Origin of the sequence: Hymenobacter sp. BT559 (genome assembly GCF_016427535.1) — a bacterium.
Classification (GTDB): domain Bacteria; phylum Bacteroidota; class Bacteroidia; order Cytophagales; family Hymenobacteraceae; genus Hymenobacter.
Genome location: NZ_JAELXV010000014.1, coordinates 23,951 through 44,073, shown reverse-complemented (window position 1 = coordinate 44,073; position 20,123 = coordinate 23,951). Strand labels below are relative to the sequence as shown.

Genomic DNA, 20,123 nt, shown 5'->3' with positions numbered 1-20,123 from the left:
ATGCGACACTATACCGTAGTTGGCCTACCTAATACCACGCCCGTGGAACTGCCCGCCGAGGTGAGCCGGCTGATAGCGGCGCATGCGGTGTTCTCGGGCGGGTGGCGGCATCACGAATTGGTTAAGAGCCTACTTCCCAGGCCCCATATTTGGCTACCCATTGGTGGTGATATGCCGGCGCTGTTTGCTGAATACCGGGCGATAAGGGCGCCAATTCTGGTGTTCGCCAGCGGCGACCCGCTATTTTTTGGCATCGTGCGCACCATTCAAACGCATGATGCGGCGGCTACCTTAGCTGTATATCCGGCTTTCAACAGCGTGCAGCGGCTGTGCGCCAAGCTAGGCCAACCCTACGAGCGAGTGCACAACACGTCGGTGCACGGCCGAAGCTGGCAGCAGCTCGATGAGGCGCTGCTGCGCTACGAGCCGCTCATCGCCGTGCTCACCGATGGCGTGCGCACGCCGGCTGCCATCGCCCAGCGACTGCTAGACTATCAATTCAGTCACTACGAAATGCTGGTGGGCGAAGACCTCGACGACCCACACGAGCGCCTAGGGCGCTACTCCTTGACCGAGGCCGCCCAAGCCGAGTTTCTGCCCCTGAACTGCGTGCTGCTGCGCCAAATATCGGCCCCCACCCGCAGTTGGGGCCTCGACGATGCGGCCTTCGTGGGGCTGCCGGGCCGGCCGGGCATGATAACCAAGAAGGCCATTCGTCTGCTCAGCCTCGCCCAGCTAGGGCTAGCCGGCAAGCGCGTGTTTTGGGACGTGGGCTTTTGCACGGGCTCGGTCGCCATTGAGGCGCGCCGGCTGTTTCCGCAGTTGGCCGTGGTGGCCTTTGAGCAGCGGCCCGAGTGCAAAGCCATCCTAGACACCAATGCGCGGCAGCTTTCGGCGCCCGGCATCAGGGTAGTGATGGGCGATTTCTTTGCCCAAGACCTGGCCGCGCTGCCAGTGCCTGAGGCCGTGTTTGTCGGTGGCCACGGCGGCCGACTGCCCGAGCTGCTAGCCCGGCTCGACGCGCTGCTACCCCCCGGCGGCACCGTGGTGCTAAATGCCGTGCTGCCCGAGAGCCACGACCAATTTTTAGTCCAGGCGCACGCGCTGGGCTGGGAGCTGCCCGCGCCCCCCCAACGCGTGCAGCTCGACGAACACAACCCCATCTGGGTGCTGACCGCCCGCAAACCATGAAGAATAAGCCTACTGCCATCCTGGCCAGCACCGACCGCGGTGTGCTGCTCGCCGACCGCCTCTGCCGGGAGCTTGAAGGCGTCGTCGTGTTTTCGACCCGCCCGGGCGACGTGCCCACCGTGCAGTCCATAGCGTCTATTGCCGACTTTTTGGCCGCGTCATTTGCTGATTATGATGCCTTTATCTTCATCGGAGCGCTGGGCATCTGCGTACGCAGCATTGCGCCCTACGTGCAGGACAAGGCCACTGACCCAGCCATCCTCAACCTCGACGACCACGGGCAGTTTGTGCAGCCGGTGCTTAGCGGGCACCTCGGCGGGGCCAACGAGCTGGCGCGCCGCCTGGCGCGGGTGCTCGGCGCGCAGGCCATTATCACCACGGCCAGCGACTTGCAGAATATTTGGGCCCTGGATACGCTGGCGGCGCAGTTTGGCTGGCAAGCCGTACCTAGCCAGTCGCTCAACCAGCTGATTTCCTTGTTTGTAAACAACACCAAAACCGCACTGCTGCTGGAGGTGCTGGACGAGGGCACCCGCTACCTTGAAAAGACCAAGCCGGACTTTGTAGACGTGTTTTATGACCGGGAGGATATCGAGTGGGACCAATACCAATTGGTACTAGCCGTGACCTACCGCCCCGTAGTGGCCCCAGTGCCGGTACTCACGTTTTACGCGCCCGTGCTGCACCTAGGGATGGGCTGCTCGCGCGACATCGAAGCCGACTTGCTAGAAGCTTCAGTGCGCGCCCAATTAGCTACGCAACAGTTAGCGATAGAGTCGGTTAAGTCTATTAATTCTATCGATATCAAGCACGACGAAGTAGCTTTTCTAGCGCTAGCTGAGCGTCTAGGGGTGCCACTGCTTACCTACCCCGCCGATGCGCTCAATACTCAAACCATCCCTAATCCGTCGGAGGTAGTCTTGAGCAAGCTCGGCGTGCCCAGCGTAGGCGAGGCCGCCGCTCAGTTGGCTAGCGGCAACGGCAACCTGCTGCTGGAAAAGCAAAAAGTCACGGTGGCCTCGGGTAAGAAGCACACCCTAGCCGTAGCGCTCGATGCCACGGCCGAGCGGCGCGGTGTAGTCGCCATCGTGGGCGCGGGGCCGGGCGATGCCAGCCTCATCAGTGTAAAAGGCAAGGAGTTACTTGAAGCGGCAGACTTGATTCTTTATGCCGGCAGCCTGGTGCCCGAGCGCCTCACACACTACGCCAAGCCCGGCGCGGTGGTGCGAAACTCGGCCAGTATGACCCTGGAAGACCAACTAGCGTTGATGACCGAGCACTACGAGCGCGGCCACCTCATCGTGCGGCTGCACTCCGGCGACCCGGCTATTTATGGGGCGATTCAGGAACAGATGACGGAGTTTGACGAGCGCGGCATGGACTACTTCATCGTGCCCGGCATCTCGGCGTTTCAGGCCGCGGCGGCTAGCCTGAACTCGGAGTTTACCATTCCAGAAGTAGTGCAAACCATCATCCTGACGCGCGGCGCAGGCAATACGCCCCTGCCCCCGCACGAGGACCTAGCGGCGATGGCCCAGCACCGCGCCACCATGTGCATTTTCTTAAGTGCCACCATTGCCAAGCGCGTACAGGCACAGCTGGAGGAACACTACCCCGCCGATACGCCCGTAGCTATCCTTTACCGCGTGACCTGGGACGATGAGGAAATCTACACCGGCCAGCTCGCCGACCTGGCCAGCCTCATTCGTGAGCACAAGCTCACGCGCACGGTACTCATCGTGGTGGGCACGGCCATCGGAGCCCGCAAAAACCGCTCGCAGCTCTACCACCCCGATTGGAAGCACATTTTCCGTACCGGCAAGCCAGCTAAGGTTAAGAAACCTAGAAAGCAGGCTGACAACGGCCAGTAGCTTATTGCTGAAGTAGCTAACTTGAAAAACGTCTGTCATGCTGAGCTTGCCGAAGCATCTCTATCGCCTATCCAGGGCCGCTCAACGAAGCAGTAGAGATGCTTCAACAAGCTCAGCATGACACCCAATATTGCCGTTTTTAATAGTCAAAAACAAGCCTAATGCTTACCTCCCTCGCATCTCTACCTACTAAAACCATCCTGGTTTTTGGGGGCACCACGGAGGGTAAGCAAGTGGCGGCCTGGCTAACGGACACGGAGTATACTTTTTGGTATTCGACTAAAACGCAAGTAGAGGTGAACCTGCCGCCCAATGGCCGCTACCGTTGGGGCGCATTCACCACAGCGACGTTGGTGGAGTTTTGCCAACTGTACCGGGTAGGGTGCCTCGTGCACGCCAGCCATCCGTTTGCCGAGGCGCTGCACGCCACCGTGGCCGAGGCTAGCCAGCAGCTAGGCCTGCCGGTACTGCGGCTAGAGCGAGAATATCCGCCGCGCCAGAAACACCCTCTTATTAGGCATGTATCTGACTATGAAGAAGTAATAACTCGCCTGCGTGCCGCTGGGTTAGCTCCCGTGTTGGCCCTGAGCGGCGTGCAGACCATCGAGCGACTGCGCGGCTACTGGCAGCATCATCCTATGTATTTTCGGGTGCTGCCCCGGGCGTCGTCGGTGGCACTGGCCGACCAGGCGGGACTACCGGCCGACTGGCTGCTGCCCGCGTGGCCGGGCACCGATGTAGCAGAAGAAATGGCACTCATCCAACGCCTAGGGGTACAGGCCGTGGTCACGAAGGAAAGCGGCGAAAGCGGCTTCCTCTCGGTGAAGCTGGCGGCAGCGCTGGCGGCAGGCGTGCCTATTTTCGTAGTGCAGCGGCCCACCATGCCGGCGCACTTTCGCCCCGTGGCGGGCGAGGGCGAGTTGCTGGCTTACTTACACACGCACCTACATGGGCTTACGGCCGGTTCCTGAAGGACCTTTGCGCTCCGGCTACACCACCGGGGCCTGCGCCACGGCTTGCACCAAGGCGGCCCTGCGGGCGCTGCTGCGGCAGGAAGCGGTGGTGGAAGTCGCCATCACGCTGCCGGGCGGCGAGGTGGTGGGGTTTGCGCTGCACAGTTGCGAGTACGACGCCAAACAGGCCCGTTGCGCCACCTTCAAGGATGCCGGCGACGACCCCGACGTGACGCACGGGGCCGAAATCAGCTGCACAGTTTCGCTCAACGATACTGGTGAGGTTGTCTTCCTGCCCGGCGAGGGCGTAGGCACGGTTACGCTGCCGGGGCTAGCCATTGCGGTGGGCGAGCCGGCCATCAACCCTGTACCTCGCCAGATGATGCGCGCCGTGGTGGCCGAGGTGCTGGCCGAGGAAGGCGCGGACCCCGGCGTATCTATTAGCGTGGCGGTGGCCGGGGGGGCGCAGTTGGCCCAGCGCACACTCAACGGCCGTTTAGGTATCGTGGGCGGCATTTCCATCCTAGGTACTACCGGCATCGTGAAACCTTTTTCGGCCGAAGCCTACGTAGCGAGCATCGTGCAGGGCATCGACGTGGCCATAGCCAATGGGCTGACGGAAGTGGTGATAAACTCGGGCGGCAAAAGCGAGAAGTTGCTGCGCCACCTCTTCGCGCACCTACCCGCCGTGGGCTTCATCCAATACGGCAACTGGATAGGTGAGACATTGGAAAAAATTGCTGCCTCGCCCCTAGCTTCTTTCACCATGGGCATCATGCTGGGCAAGGCCGTGAAGCTGGCCCAGGGCGCCCTCAACACTCACAGCAACCAGTCGAGCTGGGATAAAGATTGGGTGGCCGGGGTAGCCACTGAGGCCGGCTACCCTGCCGAGCGGTGCGCGGCCATTGCGCAGCTTACTTTAGCCAGCGGCCTCACCGAACTGTTTCCCTTCTCGGCTACTGAGCCGTTTTACACCGTGCTGGCCCGTCATTGCCACGCCGTTATTGGCACCATCACGGGCACGCGGCCCTGCCGGCTGGTGTTGATTGATGCTACTGAGCAATTTATCACGTATGCGTTTGATTTTTAATCAACTGCAAAATAGCGTTACCCTGCTTTAATCATTTGCTCCTACCCCCACCGCTTGCTTTATCCTCTCCTGATTGATTCGCTGCTGCTCGGTGTGCAGCACTCCTTTGAGCCCGACCACATGGCGGCCGTGTCGGTGCTAGCCACCGAAAAAAAGCGCTATAACACGGGTTACGGCAAGCTCATCTGGCGCTCGTCGCAGTGGGCCCTAGGTCACTCACTCACGCTCATTATCTTCAGTGCCTTGGCATTGGTGCTGCGCTCAGCCCTGCCGCTGAGTTTTTCGCGCTGGGCCGAATTGGCAGTAGGCCCAGTCATGATTTGGTTGGGTTGGGAAGCTATCCGGCGCAACCACCAGCTCAAGAAACTGATGGCCGAGCACAAGAAATTTGCCGAGCACGCTCACCTTACCAATGCCCTGCACCTGCACGGCAGCCAGGGCGAAGAAATCGCGATGAATGTACTCAGCCGCTCCTTCTGGGTAGGTATGCTGCATGGGCTGGCCGGCACGGGCGGGGCCTGCGCCGTGGCCCTCACGCTGGCCGCCAAAGACACGCGCACGGCCATCGGCATCATTGCCCTGCAAAGCGTTGGTATTGTGGTCGCCATGACGGCTTACAGCTGCGTAATGGCCTTCTCGGTATCGCGGTTTATCGAGCGTAATCAAGTAGTATTCAAACTAATAAATGCCGTTGTCGGCGTGGTATCGATTGGCGTAGGCTTACTCTGGATTTACAACGGCTTTGCGGGGTAAGCATGCTGCTACTGCCCTGCTTGCACTAGCGCGGATTTAGCGGCAAGTTGGTGTTAGTACTAGCAACATAATGTGTTCTGCGGGTTTATGTAGCCTTGCCGCTAGCGCAGCAGTAGAGGTGCAGCCTCCACGTCATAACTAGGCACGAGTTACACTGCGCTAAACTCGCGCTAGCATCTGATTATTAACCGTTAAAATAGTGTTGGTTAGCGACGTGGCAGATAACTCGTCGAGTGGCAGGTATTGTGCGCCTAGGGCAGTGGCCAGCTCGGCAGCCTTACCTAGGCGCAGGTAGCTGGTATCGGTATCGAGGACTAAGGTGGGGATATTTTGCGTGCGCAGTTGCTCGGCGAGTTGCTGGGTTTGCTGGCCAGCATCACCGCCACCGGCTAGGGGCACATTGGCTTTGCCATCGCTGAGTAGCACTAGTAGCGGCTGTAAGTCAGTTGGGTAGTCAGCTCGCGCTAGCAACTGCGCGGCTAGTTGCAGGGCATGTGGCAGCGGTGTGCGCCCGCCCGTGGGCAGCGTGCGCAAGGCTTCTTCGGCTACGGCCACGCTGCGGGTGGGCGGCAGCAGCACCCGCGCTTCTACGCCCCGAAACGCAATAACAGCTACAGTATCGCGCTGCTGATAGGCCTCAGTGAGCAGGCTGAGCACGGCCCCTTTCACGGCTTCCATGCGGCGGCTGGCGCTCATCGAGCCCGAGGCATCGACCACGAGTAGCAGAAAGGTACCGGTCTTGCTGCTACGCACTTTTTGGTGCAGGTCATCGCGGGTAATTTGGGCCGCCGCGGGGTCGCGCAGCACAGCTTGGCGCACCGTCGCCTCAATGGCCAGCTCTGACGGAGCCCGGTCGAGCACGGCCCGCATGTACTGGCCCCGCGCGGCGGGCACGCTGGCCCCGCGCTGGCCAGTGGCTAGGCCTACGAGTGGTGCATCGGGCGGCGCTGCCTCCACCACAATGGGCCGGGTTGGCGCCGTCGGCCCAACAGTAAATACCTGCTCGGGGGAAGCTTCCTGAGGGGCGCCTAGTGGGGTATTATCCTCCTCAGGTGCCGCATTATCTGCTGCTGAGGATGGTTCTTCACTGGGCTGAGCTGAATTGCTAGGTGGGGTGGGTGGTTGGGGCGCAGTATCGGGAGTAGGTAGTGGGGCCTGCTGCATCAGCTCATCCAGGGTTTGGGAGGGAAGGCTAGGGCTGTCAAAGGGTTGGGCGCGCCGGCGGTGAGCCAGGGCCAATTCGGCGGCGCGGCGCACATCGGCGGCGGTCACAGTGGTGCGGCCTTCTAGGGCGGCTAGGGTAAGGGCCGTTTTATACAGCACGATATCGGCGCGCAGGCTGGCCACTCCTAATTCAGTGCATAGCTGGCTGATGAGCGTGAGCAGGCCTTCGGGCATCTGCACGGCAGGCAGCAGTAGTTGAGCGGCTATCAGCTGCTGTCGTATGGCTGCTTGCGCAGGCTGCCACTGAGTTTGAAAAGCTGCCGGGTCGCGCTCAAAGGCGATGCGGCGACGTACTACCTCCGTACGCTCGGCCACGTCACGCGGGGCCGAGATATCCACCATCAGCCCAAAACGGTCGAGAAACTGCGGGCGCAGGTTGCCCTCTTCGGGGTTCATGGTGCCGATGAGCGCAAACCGTGCCGGGTGGCTCACGGCCAATCCTTCGCGCTGCACGGTGCTCACGCCAGTGGCCGCTGCATCGAGCAGCACATCGACTAAGTGGTCGGGCAGCAGGTTTACTTCATCGATGTAGAGCACGCCGCGGTGGGCGGCGGCCAGCAGGCCGGGTTGCAGCTTTTTCTGGCGGTCGGCTAGTAGTCCTTCTAGGTCGAGGCTACCCAGCACGCGGTCTTCGGTGGCCCCTAGGGGGAAATTGACGAAGGGCGCGGGTAGCTCCCGCGCCACAGCGTCGGGCTGGTGGCACACTGGGCACAGGTCCGCCGGCTGGCCGGGCTCACAGTTAAACGGGCAGCCGGGCACGGCTAGGATGGGCGGCAGCACGTCGGCCAGGCCGCGCACGGCGGTGGTTTTGGCCGTGCCTTTGTCGCCGCGCAGCAACACGCCACCTAGGGTTGGGTTTACGGCACACAGCAGCAGGGCTTGCTTCAGCATGTCTTGGCCGACCAGGGCGGCGAAGGGGTAGTTCATGGGTAAGTATAAATTCAAAATGCAATCCTAACGCCTTGCACCCCCGGCCCCTCCGGGAGAGGGGCCGGGGGTGCAAGGCGAGCTGCTACTCATTGCGCGCTTCCAGCAGCGTCTCACTTTGCAAGTAGACTGCCTGCAACGCGGCAAGCGTTTCGGGCGCGGGCGCAGCCCACATCCCCCGCTGCGCCGCCTCCAACAATCGCTCGACAATGGCATTCAGCGCCCACGGGTTGCTCTCGGCAAAGAACTCCTGCATCCCAGCATCGAGGGCGTATGTTTCAGCCACTTTCTCATACATCCAATCATCAACTACCTTAGCTGTAGCGTCGTAGCCGAATAGATAATCCACGGTAGCCGTTAGCTCCAAGCCGCCTTTGTAGCCGTGGCGCTGGATGCCAGCCAACCACTTGGGGTTGACGACGCGGGAGCGGAACACGCGCAGGGTTTCCTCCTTGAGGTCGCGTACGGCGGGGCGGGCGGGGTCCTGGGTGTCGCCGAAATAGTGCTTAGGCTGCTGGCCTGTGAGGCTACGAATGGTGGCAATCATGCCGCCGTGAAACTGCAAGTAGTCGTCGCTGTCGAAGATGTCGTGCTCGCGGTTATCCTGGTTGTGCAGGGCTACCTCCACGCCCGCCAGCCGCTGCCGAAACTCGGGGCGGGCATCGGCACCGCTCGCAGCACGGGTGTAAGCGTAGCCGCCCCAGTTCACGTAGGCCTGGGCAAAATCGGCATCGCCCTGCCAGTTTTTCTCGTTGATGAGCGGTAGGATGCCGGCCCCGTAACTACCCGGTGCGGCCCCAAAAATGCGGTAGCCGGCGCGCTGCTCGGCTTCTTCGGCGGGCACGTCCAGCGCGTGCAGCTCGGCAAGGTCCCCTAGGTAGTGCTTACGCACGAAGTTCTGGTCGAGCGGCTCGTCGAGGGCCAGTACGAGCTGCACAGCATCGTCCAGCAGTTCAATGAGGTGCGGGAAGGCATCGCGGAAAAAGCCGCTGATGCGGGTAGTCACGTCGATGCGGGGGCGGCCTAGCTCGGCCAGCGGAATCACCTCCACGCCCGTTACGCGGCGGCTTTGGAGTTGCCACACGGGGCGCACCCCTAGCAGGGCCAGGATTTCGGCCACGTCGTCGCCGTGGGTGCGCATGGCGCTGGTGCCCCACACGCTTAAGCCCACGCTTTCGGGGTAGCGGCCGGTTTCCTTGAGGTGGCGCGCCAGCACCTCGCGGGCTAGCTGCTGGCCCACTTCCCAGGCCGCCTGCGAGGGCAGGGCACGGGGGTCTACGGCGTAAAAATTGCGGCCGGTGGGCAAGATGTGGGCCATGCCCCGGGTGGGTGCGCCGCTGGGGCCGGCTGGCACGTAGCCACCCCCTAGGCCGTGGAGTAGGTTGGAAACCTCGTCGTAAGTCTGGGCCAGGTTAGGCAAAAGCTGCTGGCCTACAAAGGCTAGCGTTTGCTTTACCTCGGCTAGGCCGGGCTGACTAGGCGCCACATTCAAGGCTTCAAACAGCGCCTCATCGAGCAAATCGGACCGAAAGTGCCGCTGCTGCCACACCAGCAGTAGGTGGCGCGTTAGTTCGTCGAGCACTTCCAGCGCGTCCGCACCCGTCACCACGGGTCGGCCGGCTAGGGCCTTAAACTGTGCGCCTACTACCGCTAGCTTTTGGCCCTTAGCTGCTAAAAGCTGTTCCAGCTCAAAGCCAAACAATGTGGCTAGCCCGGCTTGCAAGCCTGGCACGCCGAGGTTGGGCAGGCGGGTGAGGGCTTGCAGCATATCGACCAGCATCTCGTCCTCGGGCGCCTGGCCCAGGATATGCAGGCCGTTGCGAATCTGGGCGGCGCCCAGTTCGCAGAGGTAGCCGTCGATGTCTTCGATGAGGTGGGCCACGTCCTTGCCGTCCATCTCGGCCAGGCTCACGGGCACGCCTTCGGGTGTCATGTCATCGTCCCAGTCGTGCACGTGGTCGCCGTGGTCGCGGCGCAAGAGCACGGCCAGGTCCTGGTCAAGGTTGGTTTGCTTGACTAGGTCCCAGATTTGGCGTTGGAGCAGCGGCAGCTTGGCCGGGTCGAGCACCTCGACCTGGTAGTACTCATCGACCAACTGCGTAAGCTGGGCCAGCTCGCCGTAGCTGTCGGCCGTGGTCATGGGCGGCGTGAGGTGGTCCAAAATGGTGGCGTGGGCGCGGCGCTTGGCCTGCGAACCCTCGCCGGGGTCGTTGATAATAAAAGGGTAGAACAGCGGCAAATCTCCCAAGAACGCGTCGGGAAAGCAATTCTCCGATAGGCCAATGCCCTTGCCGGGCAGCCATTCCAGGGTGCCGTGCTTGCCCACGTGCACTAGCGCATCTGCCCCCCAACCGTCGCGCAGCCAGCGGTAGCAGGCGTAGTAATGATGGGTAGGCGCCAGGTCGGGTTGGTGGTAAATGGCGTCGGGGTCCATGCCGTAGCCCCGGGGCGGCTGGAGCATCACCAGCGCATTGCCCAGCTCGATGCCGGCCAGGGCAATGTGCCCGTCGTGCACGTAGGTAGCGCCGGGCGGCGGGCCCCACTGCTTGGTCATTTTCTGCTGCAACGCCTCCGGCAGTTCACTGAACCACTGCGCGTATTGCACAAACGACACTTGCCCCACGGCCCGACCTAGCTGCTCGGGCGTGAGGTAGGTTTCGTCGTACGAGCAGCGGTCGACCAACTCGTGAATAAGGGCGGTACCGGTCGGTGGCAGCTCACCTAGGGCGTAGCCTTCAGCCTGCATGGCGTGCAACAAGGTCAGCAGCGAAGCCGGCGCATCTAGCCCCACGGCGTTGCCAATTTGCGAGGCTTTGCTGTTAGAATTGGTGAACACAAATGCTACCCGCTTCTCTGGATTCGGTACTTGGCGCAGCCGGGCAAAGCGCCGCGCCAGACCGGCTACCCGCGCCACGCGGTCGGGCACGGGCGCGTAGCCGGTGGCCTCGCGGTTTTTCTCCTTAAAGGAAATCGGCACCGTGATGAGGCGGCCATCAAACTCGGGCAGCGCCACGTTCATGGCCGTGTCGAGCGGGTTCAAGCCACGGCTCGATGACTCCCAGGGCCCGCGTGCCATGCCGCTCGTGATGGCTTGCAGCACCACCACATCGAGCTGCTGCAGCGCCTCCACCGACCACCCTGCGCTGGTGGGCCCGTCAGGGTTCACTTCGCTCATGGCGAAGGATACGGTATTAATCAGCACGTCAAGCAGCGGCCCGTTTTCACCTTGAAAAAAGCTGAATGCCCACGGTGCACCCGTGTCCACATCCACGGCTTTGAGCGAAGCTGTGAATACTGGCAAGGCATTGACGCCCTGCGCTTCCAGCTCGCGCACTAGCGCATCGACAAAAGCCAGGTTACCGCTTACCCAGTGGGCGCGGTAGAAGAGCACGCCCGCCGTGGGCTGGGCCGGATTACGCAGGCGCAGCCAGTCGGCTAGGTCGGCGTTTTCGGGCAGGTCGGGGTGATAGAGGCCGTGCTCGGGCAGCGTGACTGGCGGTTCGTAGCCGAAGCCGGTGAGCAGCAAGTGGTCGGCCAGGTAGTAGAGCAGCGCGGTGAGGTTGGCGTAGCCGCCGGCCTGCAAGTACCCTAGGGCCTCGTGCAGCACGGCCGGCGACACCGTGGACACGGCCGCCAGTTCGGGGTTCAAATCGCCCGCGCCGCTCAACACCAGCAGGTGCTGACCCTGGGCCTTGGCCCGCCGCACCAACTCCTGAAAACCGGGGATGCTGCTCGGCCGGCCCAGCACCCGCAACACAATAATGCGCGCGGCGGCCAGCTCGCGGTCGAGCAGCTGGGCCATGTGGGTTTCATTCTTGATGCCCAGCAAGTTGATACCAACCGTTTTGGGAAAGTCGGTGGGCAGCTCCTGCACGCTGCGATGCAGCGTCAGCAGGTCGGTTTCGGCGTGGGTGAGAAAGGCAATGCCCTCGGCCGCAACGGGCGCGGCAACGCCGGCCGCGTCGGTCGTCTCGGCACCAGTCCAGCTGTAAAACTGGAAGACATACTCGGCCAGTTCGGCAGGCGGGGCGAGGTAGCCATCGGCGGCCACTAGGCTGTCGATATAGTCGAAAATGGCCAGCACCTGCCAGTCGCTATTGATGGAGTGAAACCAGGTCGAGCGGCCGTCGAAGAGCAGCGTCACCACATTGGCCAGTGTGCAGGGACCTAAGCAGCCGCCTTTGGTCATGTGCACGGTATTGCGCAGCTTGCGCCGCAGCCACTCGCTTTTGTACAAATCTACGGGCACGGCCGCGTAGCCCCTATCCACCCGGCCACAGCAGCAGGCGTTGTAGCAGTACGAAAGGTGTCCCCGGCGCTGCACTAGGTTAATGGCTTTGCCGTCGGCACGCTGCACACGTTGGCGTTTGATTTCGCGCATAGGGATAAGAATAATGGGTGACTATTGAGCAGGCATAATACTTTGAATTTCAAAATATTGATTTTGAAAAACGTGACTGTCGGCTGGCAGCGGTGCCAAGTTTTGCTGACGCAAGGTATCGGTTTGCTGACGCTGCTACAATTGGCCCGCCAGTATGTTTGCCCGGCCCTCATGCGCCTGCCGCCAAGCCTACTCGCGGCCCGATGCAATTTCTGGCCTTCTCCCGACTTGTCTTTTTCCGAGGCGCGCTGACTTACCCACTCATGCTCAATCCCCTGTTTTTTGATTCGCTGCTCCTCGGCATCCAGCACTCGTTCGAGCCCGACCACATGGCGGCCGTGGCAGTGCTGGCCACCGAGCAAAAGCAAGGCGCGAGGCGGCTGTGGCGCGTCATTTGGCGCTCCTCGCACTGGGCACTAGGTCACTCGCTCACACTCATCGTGTTCGCTAGCCTGATTATTCTGCTCAAATCGAAGCTTTCGCTGCATATCGCCGCGCAGGTTGAGCTAGCTATCGGGCCGCTCATGATTTGGCTGGGCATGCTGGCTATTCGGCGCAACTTCATAAAGCCTAAGCCTTTGCCTACCAAAGTCCCCTCCCCCATTGGGCCACCGACGGGGCTTAGCCGCTCGTTCTGGGTGGGCATGGTGCACGGGCTGGCTGGCACCGGCGGCGCCTGTACCATTGCCCTTACCCTAGCCGCTCGCGATGCCACAGCCGCCGTGTGGATTATTGTGCTGCAAAGCGCTGGCATCTTGGTTTCTATGACCACTTACGGGTGCCTGTTTGCCTTTTCGGCCACGCGGTTTTCGAGCCGCTGGCAGCCCTCGCTCAAGCTGCTCAACTACGTGGTGGGGGCCTTTTCCATCGCCATTGGGGTGTACACACTGGTGGAGAGCATACAGGGACTGGGCTAACGGCATTATTCAACTAAATACCCCTACCTTCGCCCCAGCAATTGGTAGTCGCTTCCGCGGTGCGGGGCGATTTTAAAAGGGAATCCGGTGTAACTCCGGGACAGTCTCCGCTGCTGTAACCCTCTCATAAGCTGTTCGATATCTAGTGCCACTGTCCCTTTGCGGATGGGAAGGCCGTCGGGCAGTGGGGGAAGTCAGAAGACCTGCCACTTGCTTCATACAGTCCCGGCCTTCGGCAGAAAGGCGCGTCGTACCATGCCCTACCCCTCGCTTACCCCCGGCCGCGCCGGGGGCGTAGTTTTCCGTATTTTTTGCTGGCCCCCGGGGGTTTGGCGCGCTCGCCTGCTAGCCACTGCTTTGCGTGGCTCTAGGCAGATGCTCTCTAGTCTATTGGGCATAAAATCAATAGTTTGCGTATGCTGCGCGTTGGGTTTAGTGACAACGCATTCGGCCACGGCCCAAAGCATAGCTGCCCTGCGCGGTACCGTCACCGACCTATGCTGGGGCCAGCCGAGCGGCACGGTCACCGATACGCGTAGTCAGTTTCGCTTGGCGAGTCGGAAACCCAGTACTTGCGACTTGCGCGGCAGGACTACATGTTATGATTTTAGTAATCAATTAATTATATCATATGTCGACGAAGTACGGGGCGTGGCCCATACTCTGTCTGCGACTAACCTCAACCTGGCCGAAGCGACAGAGAGCCAGCCCCACAACCCCAACCAGCCGCTGAGTTCTCTCAACTCGACCCACGACTCGCTGCGACTGGTACCGAGCCTATTGATTGCGCAGCACGCGAGCGACGGCAAGGCCAAGCGGCTATTTCTTCGCGGCTTCGACGCTGACTTTTTAGCGCTCAGAAGACTTTATGCAACGCGTCTCGGCGATTTTACCAGTGCTGGGGCGGCTAAGTTCACTACTAAATCCAGCCTCAACCACAGCTAAGAGAAAGCTAATTACAATACTTAACTGTACACTAACGCCACTTGATTAGCTAAGCAAAGCGTTTAACGCTTGCTTAGCTAATAGCTCACGCTTCGGTAGCCTCGCCCCAATAAATCAATTTTACACTCGGCCTTTTCTTCTATTGAAAGTTGAACGCTAGCATCTTCTAAGCGGATTACTTATGGCTAGCCAATGACAACCTGAAGGAACTTCTCATTCCTTGTTATTTAATGCGCAAACCAACTGACCACTCACTCCAAAAGCATGTAGCTGCTTATGCTCCACGCTTGGTACCGCCTAATGGGTGGGAAGCGATGACTCATCATCAGGTATGGCTCCATTGCTTGCAAGAGTTGAGTGACTATGAGGCTGACCTACCCTTTGAAGAAGCGGAAGATGTAATGCAACAAGCTCAGGCCGCTCTGTACCATAAACACCAAATACTTTTCAAAGCGAAGTTTCCGACCTCGACATCGTTTACTTCAATCACTCCTTGGGACCATTCTACCGTTTGGTTCGGCGGCATAAGCAACTGAGTTTAATTATTTGTTTTAAGCTGTATCAGTTCGTGCCATCATTGATGTGATTTCTTCACACTGGCATGTCCAAAAGAAGCTTACTTAGTTATGTAAGCCGTTAAAATGGGTTCTAACCTACCTTTGTAGCTGTTCAGGTTTCTATTGTGAAGGCTTTTTTCTCCTACTTACTCATTTTGCTCGTGCTGCTGCAAACGTTCAGCCGCGAAGTGTTGGTGGTAGATTTTACTTTGAACCGGGCCATAATCACGGCGCGCTTCTGCGTCAACAAGACCCGTCCCCAGCTGCACTGCGATGGCAAGTGCTACTTTGCCAAACAGCTCAAGCAGCAGGAAGAGCGGGAAAATAAGGCTCCTAATCCCTTAAAAGAGCAAGTGGAGATGTTGCCAGTAGCCTTCCAAAGTCAGGTGCCCGCGGCGCCTGTATACTGGGCCAGCGCGCCCGTAGGCTACGGCCCACACCGGACGGCCTGGGTGCCAGCTAGCGCCGCCCACGGCATATTTCGCCCGCCGCAAGCGTAAGGCAACTACCTAAAGGGCAGGTTGGTGACTTCTGTGCTAGGGCGCAGGGGCTAGCCTATGCATTTACTTACTACGGGGCTCTAGGGCAACTACGTCTGTGGCCGGTCGCTTGGCGGCCGTGCCACCTACGGGTCAGCTTCAACGCGCTGCGCACGGAGTGTCTTTACGCTAGCTAGGGTGGATAGCGGAGCAGTTGCCTGTATACAGGCGAGCCTGCGACTACGCCTTGGTGCCCCTCGGATGCCAGCTTGTGCTAGCGGTCCTTGCCTAGCCCTAGGCTCACTTTCATCTTATTTCTTCTGGGTTGCCTTTCATGAAACAAGTCGTATTCACGTGCTTTTTACTGCTGCTGACGGCGCGAGCATTTGCCCAAACGGTGGTGCACGGCGTGGTGCGCCAGACCGATGGCCCGCAGGCGGGTGCGCCCATCGGCGGGGCCACCGTCAGCAGCCCACAGGCCAGCCAGCCTACCACTACCGACAGCACCGGGCGCTTTGAGCTGCGCGGGCGCACGACTATTACCACGCTCCTCGTCAATCACCTAGGGTACTTGCCGCAAACGTTGCGCGTGAGCGACAGCCAGCTGCTCACCATCGGCCTGACGACTGACGCGGCCACTACGCTGGGTGAGGCCGTGGTCACGTCGAAATATTACCGGCAGTATACCACCCAGACCGTGTCGAGCGCGCTGCGGCTGCAAACGCCATTACTCGAACTGCCCCAGAATATTCAGGCCGTGACGCCGGAGGTGATTTTTGACCAAGGCAGCTTCAACCTGACCGAGAGCGTGAGCCGCAACGTGAGCGGCGTGACGCGGCTGGAAATATCCAATAACCTAGGGCCCTACCTTTTCATGCGCGGTGGCCAGATTGCCTCCCTGCGCAACGGGGTGGACTTGACGCCCATCTACCGCGGCCCCGTGCCCGACGATGCGGCTGTCATCGAGCGGGTCGAGTTTGTGAAGGGGCCGTCGTCGTTTATGAACAACATCGGCGACCCGGCTGGCAGCTTTAACACCGTAACCAAGCAGCCCACCAGCACGCCGCACTACGGGCTAAGCGCCATGCTGGGCAGCTACGATTTCTACCGTCTGGCAGCCGACCTAGGTGGCCCGCTCACCAAATCGGGCAAGCTTCAGTACCGCCTCAACGGCATGGTGATGCGCAGCAATTCCTTCGTGCAGGGCGATTTTAACAAGCGCCTGCTGGTGGCCCCGGTGCTGAAATACCAGTTCAGTGACCGCACTTACCTGGCGGCCGAGTACACGTTTCAGGCGTTTAGCTATGGCCTGTACAGCCCCATCGTCATGACGCCCAACGGCTTCGGCAGCTTGCCTAGGGACTTCACCATCAGCGAGCCCAGTCTGGAACCCATTCGGGTGCAAGACCACTCGGGCTTCCTCACGCTGGGGCACCAGTTCAACGCTAACTGGCAACTCACGGCGCGGGGCGCCTTTTTGCTCGATAAGGCGGAGGGCATTTACCTCTGGGTGACGGGCGTGAACGCGGTCAACCCTAATGTGCTGCTACGCAACCCCAAGTACGACCTTAACCGCGCGCAGGTATTCTCGCAGCAGGCCTTCGTGAACGGTAAGTTCCGCACCGGTCCGCTCACTCACCAGCTGCTGGCCGGGGTCGATGCTAATCAGAAGAAGTTCTTGGCCGACAGCTACGTAGAGTACAACACAACCCGCACCTCGACCGGCGCCACGCAGCTTGTGTACTATCCTCTCGACGTGAGCAATCCTCAGTACGGCGCAGACGTGCCGGGCTACACGGCCCCCAATGGGCTAGCCTCCCGCAACACCGAGCAGACTATCACTTATTACTCGCTATACGCCCTCGATGAGGTAGCGCTGCTGGCGGACAAGCTGCGCATTACACCGGGCTTGCGCTATACCTCCGTGAAAACCAACAACCTGGTATCGGGCGTAGCGAGCAGCTCTAGCGACCAAGTGGCCACGCCGCGGCTAGGCATCAGCTACAGCCTGCTGCCTAGCTTATCGGTGTACGGGCTCTACGACCGCACGCTGGTGCCTCAGGCCGGCACCACGAGCGCCGGCGCGGCCATTGCCCCGCAAAAGGGCGCCAACCACGAGCTGGGAGTGAAGAAAAACTGGTTTGACGGGCGCTGGACCTCGGCCGTGGCCGTGTACTACATCACGCGCTCCAGCATCATTGCCACTGACCCTAACAATAGCCTCTACCGCATTGAGGTGGGCGAAAACCACGCCCAAGGAGTGGATGTGGACGTCGTGGGCCAAGTAGTGCGGGGCCTGAACGTGGTAGTGAACTACGCCTACAACGACTCCAAAATCGACAGCGACGTGAACCCGCAGCTGGTGGGGGCCCGCACGCCGCTCTACGTCAAGCATATCCAAAATACCTGGCTCAACTACGAGCTGCCCGCCCGGCTGGTGCGCGGCCTGAGCTTCTCCCTAGGGTACCAATACCAGGCCGGCCGGACAGGGCGCTACGCCGTGGCTAGCCCCTATGCCATTCCCGATTACTTCCGCCTCGACGGGGGCGTGGGCTGGCAGTCGGCCCACCTCAAGGTGAACCTGCTGGTCAACAACCTGCTCAACCACGACCTGCTCGCCTCACCCTGGCTGCGCAACGGCCTCTACTACTGGGTGCCCCAGGCCGGCATCAACGGCCGACTCTCGGCGAGCTACACGTTTTAAGAATTCGTTTTTTGATTGACTGCATGCTAAAAGCCGAAAAACTCACCAAGCGCTTCGGCGCGCACCTAGCCCTGGATAGCCTCGATTTGGACATCCGGAGCGGGGAGGTGTACTGCCTGCTGGGCTCCAACGGGGCCGGCAAATCGACCACCATCAACATCTTCCTGGGCTTTTTGCCCGCCACCAGCGGGCGGGCCCTCATTGACGGACTCGAAGTGTCGGTGAACAACCACGCCACCCGCAACCTGGTGGCCTACATTCCCGAAGTGGTGAACCTCTACCCTACACTGACGGGGCTAGAAAACCTGGCCTTTTTCAGCGGCTTATCGGGCTACGCTTACTCGCGGGCCGAGCTTGCGGACTTCACCCAAACGGCTGGCTTGCAAGCCAGTGCCCTCGACCAGCGCGTGGGTGGCTACTCGAAGGGCATGCGCCAGAAGGTGGGCATTGCCATTGCCCTAGCCAAGCAGGCCAAGGCGCTGTTTTTGGATGAGCCCACTTCGGGCCTCGACCCACACGCCAGCAACGAGTTTGCGCAGGTTATCACGCGCCTCAGCAGTCAGGGCGTAAGCACACTCATCGCGACCCACGACCTGCTGATGGCCAAGAACCTAGGTCATCGCATCGGCATCATGCACCAGGGTCGCTTGCAGCAGGAGCTGCGCTCGGAGGCCGTATCCTACGCCGAGCTCACCGACCGCTACCTCACCACCGTCAACCAACTCGCCTAGATGATTCAGCTTATTGTCAGAAAAGAGCTGACCGAGCTGCTGCGGACCACCAAGGTCACGTGGCTGCTGCTGGGCCTGGCCGCGCTGCTGGGCCTGGCCCTCTATAATGGCTATGCGTACTCGACCACCCGCAGCGCGTTTTTGCGCGAGTCGCAACAAACTACCTACAAGCAGTTTATCTCGCAGGGTGACAAGAACCCGCACCTAGGCGCGCACTTCGGCTTCTACGCTTACAAGCCCACCGCCGACCTGGCCCTGGTCGATAACGGGTTGGAAGACTACACCGGCAACTCGTTTTACTTGGAGCCGCACCAGCGCGGTGTGGTCAAGTTTCGGGAAGTGAGCGATGCTACCGGCCTGCGCAGCTTCGGCTTTCTGAACGTGGGCTACTTTGCGCAATTCATCTTGCCGCTGTTTATCTTTTTGCTGACGCACAGCATCTTCGCCAAGGAGTGGGAAAACGGTACCATTAAGATGGTGCTCAGCACGCGGGTAAGCGCCCGGCAGCTGTTTGCGGGCAAGCTGCTGGCCTGCGGGCTGCTGGTGGGCGCGCTAGTAGCGGTGCTAACGCTCGGGGCGCTGGCTCTGCTGCTAATCCAACACGGACTGGCCGGGCTAGGTCGCCTGCTGCCGGCCTACGGCTGCTACGTGGGTGGGCTACTGCTCTACGCGCTGTTACTTACGGTGCTAGGCGTAGCCGTGTCGCTGCTGGCGCGCAGCTCGGCGCTGGCGCTGGTGGTGCTGGCGGGCTTCTGGCTGGTGGGCGTGTTTCTGGTACCTAGGCTAGCCAGCGAGCTAGCGCGGCGCGCCCACCCGTCCATTACGGCAGTGGAGTTCGACGACCAAACGTTTCGCGACAAGGAATACGGGGTCGGCAACGAGGGCACCAAGGACTACCGCCGGGCGCTGCTCGAACAACGCACCCTGGCCCAGTACCACGTCAAGCGCCTGGAAGACCTGCCGGTTTTCTACATCCCCATCACCATCGAGTACTTTGAAGAAACCGACGGCCACGTGATGGACCGGGCCTACGCGGCCATCGAGCGCAACGAGGCCCGCCAAAACCAACTAGTGCTAGCCAGCGCTGTGCTCTCGCCCTTCCTAGCGTTCCGCGATTTCTCGCTGCACCTCACGGCCACCGACATGAACACCCACAACGACTTTGCTCAGCAAGCCGAGGCGCACCGCCGCCGGGTGGGCGTGGTAGTCGATGCCTTTTACCAGAAGAACACGGTGGCCAGCAACAACTTCTGGAAGACCGTGCCGCAGTTTGCCTACGCGGCGCCCGACCTAGGCTGGCGCCTGGCCAATGCCGCCGCGCCGCTGGCCATTCTGCTGGGCTGGCTGGTGGCCGCTGGGGCCCTGGCCGCGTTGGCTTATCGCCGCCTGTGGGCCTAGGT

Annotated in this window: 13 protein-coding genes and 1 riboswitch; of the genes, 11 read left to right on the top strand and 2 right to left on the bottom strand. The window is 60.9% G+C overall.

Going from position 1 to position 20,123, the window contains the following annotated elements; genetic code table 11:
- The 5 genes from cbiE to JAO77_RS23790 all read left to right on the top strand — a co-directional run bounded on the left by cbiE (nucleotide 1) and on the right by JAO77_RS23790 (nucleotide 5,858).
- Nucleotides 1-1,191, top strand: coding sequence for a precorrin-6y C5,15-methyltransferase (decarboxylating) subunit CbiE (gene cbiE / locus JAO77_RS23810; protein WP_198993052.1), 1,191 nt, complete (start codon nucleotides 1-3; stop codon nucleotides 1,189-1,191).
- On the top strand, nucleotides 1,188-3,062 hold the full coding sequence (gene cobM, locus JAO77_RS23805; RefSeq protein WP_198993051.1) for a precorrin-4 C(11)-methyltransferase: 1,875 nt from the start codon (nucleotides 1,188-1,190) through the stop codon (nucleotides 3,060-3,062). Before cbiE ends, cobM begins: the two co-directional genes overlap by 4 nt.
- 161 nt (nucleotides 3,063-3,223) lie before the next feature.
- Nucleotides 3,224-4,033, top strand: coding sequence for a precorrin-6A reductase (cobK, locus tag JAO77_RS23800; protein WP_198993050.1), 810 nt, complete (start codon nucleotides 3,224-3,226; stop codon nucleotides 4,031-4,033).
- Between the two features lie 7 nt (nucleotides 4,034-4,040).
- Nucleotides 4,041-5,105: a cobalt-precorrin-5B (C(1))-methyltransferase gene (locus JAO77_RS23795; RefSeq protein ID WP_198993049.1), complete on the top strand. Its 1,065-nt coding sequence runs from the start codon at nucleotides 4,041-4,043 to the stop codon at nucleotides 5,103-5,105.
- A gap of 54 nt (nucleotides 5,106-5,159) precedes the next feature.
- A complete protein-coding gene (locus JAO77_RS23790; protein ID WP_198993048.1) occupies nucleotides 5,160-5,858 on the top strand; it encodes a hypothetical protein in 699 nt (232 codons plus the stop codon).
- Between the two features lie 159 nt (nucleotides 5,859-6,017).
- On the opposite strand, the gene JAO77_RS23785 is transcribed toward JAO77_RS23790, so the two are convergent.
- Together JAO77_RS23785 and cobN are read right to left on the bottom strand one after the other, a co-directional pair.
- A complete protein-coding gene (locus JAO77_RS23785) occupies nucleotides 6,018-8,009 on the bottom strand; it encodes a magnesium chelatase subunit D family protein (protein WP_198993047.1) in 1,992 nt (663 codons plus the stop codon).
- Between the two features lie 85 nt (nucleotides 8,010-8,094).
- Nucleotides 8,095-12,390 (bottom strand): cobaltochelatase subunit CobN, encoded by a 4,296-nt coding sequence (gene cobN / locus JAO77_RS23780; RefSeq protein WP_213019476.1) that lies wholly within the window; start codon nucleotides 12,388-12,390, stop codon nucleotides 8,095-8,097.
- Nucleotides 12,391-12,653: 263 nt separating this feature from the next.
- Between cobN and JAO77_RS23775 the strand changes: the two genes are divergently transcribed.
- From JAO77_RS23775 to JAO77_RS23750, 6 genes are all read left to right on the top strand, one after another.
- Nucleotides 12,654-13,307: a hypothetical protein gene (locus JAO77_RS23775; RefSeq protein WP_198993046.1), complete on the top strand. Its 654-nt coding sequence runs from the start codon at nucleotides 12,654-12,656 to the stop codon at nucleotides 13,305-13,307.
- A 25-nt stretch (nucleotides 13,308-13,332) separates the two neighbouring features.
- Nucleotides 13,333-13,532: riboswitch (cobalamin riboswitch) on the top strand.
- A 426-nt stretch (nucleotides 13,533-13,958) separates the two neighbouring features.
- Nucleotides 13,959-14,252: a hypothetical protein gene (locus JAO77_RS23770; protein WP_198993045.1), complete on the top strand. Its 294-nt coding sequence runs from the start codon at nucleotides 13,959-13,961 to the stop codon at nucleotides 14,250-14,252.
- Between the two features lie 682 nt (nucleotides 14,253-14,934).
- Nucleotides 14,935-15,309 carry a hypothetical protein gene (locus JAO77_RS23765; protein WP_198993044.1) on the top strand — a complete coding sequence of 125 codons (375 nt, stop codon included), beginning with the start codon at nucleotides 14,935-14,937 and terminating at the stop codon, nucleotides 15,307-15,309.
- Between the two features lie 313 nt (nucleotides 15,310-15,622).
- Nucleotides 15,623-17,992 carry a TonB-dependent siderophore receptor gene (locus JAO77_RS23760; RefSeq protein ID WP_198993043.1) on the top strand — a complete coding sequence of 790 codons (2,370 nt, stop codon included), beginning with the start codon at nucleotides 15,623-15,625 and terminating at the stop codon, nucleotides 17,990-17,992.
- 23 nt (nucleotides 17,993-18,015) lie between these two features.
- The gene (locus tag JAO77_RS23755; RefSeq protein ID WP_198993042.1) at nucleotides 18,016-18,723 is read left to right on the top strand and encodes an ABC transporter ATP-binding protein; all 708 of its coding nucleotides are present in this window, start codon (nucleotides 18,016-18,018) and stop codon (nucleotides 18,721-18,723) included.
- Nucleotides 18,724-20,121 (top strand): DUF2705 family protein, encoded by a 1,398-nt coding sequence (locus tag JAO77_RS23750; protein ID WP_198993041.1) that lies wholly within the window; start codon nucleotides 18,724-18,726, stop codon nucleotides 20,119-20,121.
- The last annotated feature ends 2 nt before the right edge of the window (nucleotides 20,122-20,123 follow it).

Excerpts from the sequence above, each read along its gene's own strand:
- JAO77_RS23755 (WP_198993042.1), top strand. The coding sequence starts at position 18,016 with ATGCTAAAAGCCGAAAAACTCACCAAGCGCTTCGGCGCGCACCTAGCC.
- JAO77_RS23785 (WP_198993047.1), bottom strand. The coding sequence starts at position 8,009 with ATGAACTACCCCTTCGCCGCCCTGGTCGGCCAAGACATGCTGAAGCAA.
- cbiE (WP_198993052.1), top strand. The coding sequence starts at position 1 with ATGCGACACTATACCGTAGTTGGCCTACCTAATACCACGCCCGTGGAA.
- JAO77_RS23760 (WP_198993043.1), top strand. The coding sequence starts at position 15,623 with ATGAAACAAGTCGTATTCACGTGCTTTTTACTGCTGCTGACGGCGCGA.
- JAO77_RS23775 (WP_198993046.1), top strand. The coding sequence starts at position 12,654 with ATGCTCAATCCCCTGTTTTTTGATTCGCTGCTCCTCGGCATCCAGCAC.
- cobM (WP_198993051.1), top strand. The coding sequence starts at position 1,188 with ATGAAGAATAAGCCTACTGCCATCCTGGCCAGCACCGACCGCGGTGTG.
- JAO77_RS23750 (WP_198993041.1), top strand. The coding sequence starts at position 18,724 with ATGATTCAGCTTATTGTCAGAAAAGAGCTGACCGAGCTGCTGCGGACC.
- cobK (WP_198993050.1), top strand. The coding sequence starts at position 3,224 with ATGCTTACCTCCCTCGCATCTCTACCTACTAAAACCATCCTGGTTTTT.
- cobN (WP_213019476.1), bottom strand. The coding sequence starts at position 12,390 with ATGCGCGAAATCAAACGCCAACGTGTGCAGCGTGCCGACGGCAAAGCC.